The sequence below is a fragment of the Chamaesiphon sp. OTE_20_metabat_361 genome, assembly GCF_031364565.1.
Window position 1 is genome coordinate 1 of record NZ_JANLWO010000849.1, and the last position, 4,121, is coordinate 4,121.

General features: G+C 45.9%; 3 protein-coding genes and 1 tRNA gene. 1 reads left to right on the plus strand and 3 read right to left on the minus strand.

Translation table 11 applies throughout. The features are described 5' to 3' along the window. Positions 1-247: 247 nt before the first annotated feature. Positions 248-3,070 (minus strand): hypothetical protein, encoded by a 2,823-nt coding sequence (locus RMO35_RS23800; RefSeq protein ID WP_309744997.1) that lies wholly within the window; start codon positions 3,068-3,070, stop codon positions 248-250. A 159-nt stretch (positions 3,071-3,229) separates the two neighbouring features. On the opposite strand from RMO35_RS23800, the gene RMO35_RS23805 reads away from it, so the two are divergent. Then, a complete protein-coding gene (locus RMO35_RS23805; RefSeq protein WP_309744999.1) occupies positions 3,230-3,397 on the plus strand; it encodes a hypothetical protein in 168 nt (55 codons plus the stop codon). A 98-nt stretch (positions 3,398-3,495) separates the two neighbouring features. On the opposite strand, the gene RMO35_RS23810 is transcribed toward RMO35_RS23805, so the two are convergent. Continuing rightward, positions 3,496-3,568 (minus strand) — tRNA-Thr (locus tag RMO35_RS23810). 155 nt (positions 3,569-3,723) lie between these two features. Next, on the minus strand, positions 3,724-4,121 hold a 398-nt coding region (locus RMO35_RS23815; protein ID WP_309745001.1), incomplete at its 5' end, for a molybdopterin-dependent oxidoreductase.

A 4,121-nucleotide genomic window follows, 5' to 3' on the forward strand; every position in this document is an offset into this window, starting at 1 on the left:
GCAGTTACAATACCGACTTCGGCCCTAATGCTGGTGTCAACTTTGGTGTGGGGTTTGAATTTTAGGATGAACCGTGCCTAACTATTGGCATCGAATTATTCTGGTTACTTCCTAGCCTGAGTAAGACGATCTAAAGCTCAAAAGCAAGGCGATCGAGCGATTGCAACATGTCCCGATCGACATTAAATGTGAATAGCTCAGACCATGAAAATTGTCTGAGCTATTCACTTAATTTCAAATTGGTAACTTAATAATTGCGCTTAAAGACATCTTGCTGAAGATAGATAGCACTGGGACTCAGTGGCGGCAATTTATCAAAAGAATTGAAGCGAGTCTCATAATTATAATTACGTTTGTAAACATTATTGTTAACAGATATTTTAGCGGACTCTAATGGTTCGCCGAGACTAATCATCGAGCCTGAATAGTTAAGAGCGGTGGCAAAGCCCCAATTTTCAAGATGTTTCATGTATTTGTTAAGTCCCCCATTGAATGTAGTATTAGTGCTTTTCATGAGATTGGACACTAAAGCCGCATTAATCGCCATTCCATTAGTCACTACACTTCGCGATCCCACGGGTGTAAGATTACTACCACAGTTAACTTGTCGATTATCATTTACACATTCGTTAGAGAGAAATGTCAGAGTATCGGCCATAATTGCTGCTGGTTGACGACGAAAACCTCGATCGTTACTAGCAGTATTACTCGGATAATAAAAAGTTGACTGGGGCAGCGATCCGGCGGCAACACCTGGGTTGTTATAGTCGCCTTGGATATACGCTGCTTGGTCTGTGGCGATCGTTAATGGGCCTGGTAGCTCTACGCCACCACTGAGTACAAAGCCATAGGGGCTGTTCCGGATCCCACCCCCACTCGGATAGATGCGATAGTTATCAACGTGGGGAATTACCACTCCATTACTATCTTTACCTGGAACTTTGTTAGCAGGGGTGGCCGCCGTATCATCAGTACCATCTCCATTGAGATCGTCACTTACTGTTGCGTGGAATACCAGACCACCTTCGGTCGTATCGTTGGCTGCCAGTCCCTGATTGGCGAAGCTGCCCACAGGCTTACTCAGATCGGCAGCGGCTTTGATAAATGCTAAATCGTCTGTAGATAGCCCCGATGCACTCGTCAGAGTTGTTGGGGCGGCGTATGGTACTGTGAGAGTGGGAACGGTAGCCTCTACATAAATACCATCCCGATTCCAGTAGGTAAGACTCTCGATGTTGAGTTGTAGCATCTCCATCCAAGTGCCAGATCCAGTATCAAAACTATCGGTGTCGGTAATCTGGTTGTAGAAGCCACCATCGATCTTAGGATCGCTTGAATAACTGGTGCCTTTGATTTGCTGAATCGGCGCAGCTAAAAATGTGCTACACAACGCTCGGACAATATTTCTAGCATTTCCAGTCGTTGGCAATGCAGATACCGTACACGATGCCGATGGCAATGGCCATAATCCTGTTGATGTCGATCCGGTCGTTGGCAACAACGCACTGACTTCTGTTGATGTAATTGTCGATGCCGGGAGCGAATTTAGTAAATCCTTGAAAGTTTTCCCCCAACCAGTCGTTGTGACGATCGGCCGCTCTAGGTCTGATAGAGTCACAAGAGTAGGCGAAGATGCAATTGCAACTTGTAGTGCTTTCAAGATCTCTTGATTTTTTAGAGATAGAGCCGTTGCTGAGGTCGATTTGGTCAATACTGGCTGTCGTAGACTTTGCAACTGCCCTTTAGTCAAGACCCGGCAAGTCAGTGCGCTGGCATTGTTACGATCGCTTGGAATGTTAAATGCTGAAATGCTGCAACCAGATCCATTCTGAATTGAGGTCAAGTCAAATGGCATCGCACGAGTGGGAAAGAATTTGAGCCGCAGATCCGCTTTGCCATAATACAGCCCAGTTGCTCCAGTCTTATAATTTTTTTCTCGCAAGAAGCCTGGTGCGGGTACGTTGAGTCGTGGGACTCCAGTCTTGAGTCGAGTCCCAAATACACCCAGTTCGGCAGTAGTTAAAGCAGTAGTGCGATATGGGGTTGGAAAGAAACCGTAGCTGGCTGCTAGTGTTTTGTCTCCAGTGCCATCATAAACTGATACCTTGCAATTTCCAGATGAACAGCTAGGATTATGGGGTGTTCGATTGTAAACGTCCATCACAACCGTTACATTGTCCATGAATCTGGTGCCTTGGGTGAAATCACTTACGGAAGCACCATTATAAGAGATTGCCTTCAGGTTGCCATTGGTATGCACTGGCCCACTGATGGTCATTTGTGTGGCCGAATTCATCTCTAGATCGTCTTCATAAAAAGCCGCAAATTGGAATAACGGTACGATCCGACTGCGGAAGTCCATTTGCAATACGATCTTACTCTCACCGTTCTGAACTGGGTTAGTGGGATTTGTCAGATCTGGTTTGGCAGCCATCGCGTAGACAGTATAGCGATATTCTAAACCATTCAATCCTGCATAAGTCTGCCCCGCAGGGATCAGCTTAGGCGTTGGTGCTAGTGGACTCGAACCTGCGACATAATCTGTCTTGTCCTGTACGAAAGTAAAGGCTGTATACTGAATACTATTTCTACCACCATCTTGCTCGCTTAAAACTACAGCCCCAGTACCATCGGTACTAGTAGTCTGGGCGATATTGTTATTGTATTTAAATGGATAGTTCCGACACTCGAAGTCGTTGTTAGCCGTTGGTGCAGTTGTCAGCGGTAACGAAAAGCAAGTAGAGATATTTGCCGGGTTGGGAGTGGCAGTTTTGTTGTCTGGGAGAGTGTAACCGACAAATTTTTGGCGAAGTTGATCGGCGCGTCTGTTCAATCCCGACTCAGCCGCATAGAAAGTATTCGTGCCATCGATATAGGCGTTGGTTGATGACTTGGTGAGGTTGGTCATCGTCATGTATACCGCCAACAGACTAAACATGGCGATCGTGATAATCGAGACGATCATCATCGCATAACCTCTGTCCGATCGAGCATCTTGTTTGGCTAGCTGCTGCGCTCTGAGGATGAAGTGGATAAAGGATCGATCGGGGTTGGGTTTGTTCTTCATCATCGGTTACTCAGAATTGGGAGAGATCGTGTCTACCCAATTGGTAGAAACGGGCATGAATTAGTCGATCTAGATAGAGTTGACAAATATTTGTGTAGCGGTTTTGGATTCCCAGATCGCAGCAGCAGACATGACTGAGATCGATCGGTAGCTAATTATGAAATGTTGTACTCTTATATTGCCCAAAATGAGTGCCATACCTGTCACCGCTCGCCAACAATCATTTTTGCTGTGACGACACTGTTTCGGATCTTAATTGCGATACTCTCGATCGAGATCGCACTCGCTCGGATTTCCAAATTCATGGCGCTCGTTCTTGACAAAAAATAATGACTGGCAGTTGACGTTCGATCGTCAGTTGCCAGTCATTATTAGTGCGCGAGCGCTATGTATAGTTGATATGTCTCCCTGTTTTAGGGATATTTTAAAGCTGGTGGACGGATTCGAACCCCCGACCGGCTGATTACAAATCAGCTGCTCTACCAACTGAGCTACACCAGCATACTTAATTTAGATTAACATACTCACGAATATCTGTCTAGTCAAAATTTGCCCAAATTAGATTTTCTCGATCGGATCGCTCCAAATCGCTCGCCTCAACTCTGCAATGACGCGCGATCGTGTCAATTTAGCAGCGATGACTACCACCCAGTCACTTACAACCCGCCAAACCATTCATAGCCCAAATCTTCCCAATAGCCGCGTTTTGGTAACAGTTGACTGGTGACGATTGCTTCTGTCACCCATTTACTTTGTTTATAGCCGAGCTTGATTGGTGATGCTAAGCGTAATGGTGCCCCATTTTCGGCAGGGAGATCTCGACCGTTCATTTGATACGCTAACAGAGTTTGGGGATGCAGCACTGAAGCCAAATCCCAACTTTCATAGTAGCCATCGGCAGATTGGAAATATACATATTTAGCACTCGATCGCGGCTGGGCGATCTGTAATAAGTCTTGCAATCTGACGCCACCCCATTGGACGATCGCCGCCCAACCTTCAACGCAGACTTGACGAATTACCATTGATGTTAAAGGTAATTGTTGAATCTCTG

Bases quoted from the DNA above. Each gene is read 5' to 3' on its own strand.
- RMO35_RS23805 (WP_309744999.1), top strand. From the start codon at position 3,230: ATGTTGTACTCTTATATTGCCCAAAATGAGTGCCATACCTGTCACCGC.
- RMO35_RS23800 (WP_309744997.1), bottom strand. From the start codon at position 3,070: ATGATGAAGAACAAACCCAACCCCGATCGATCCTTTATCCACTTCATC.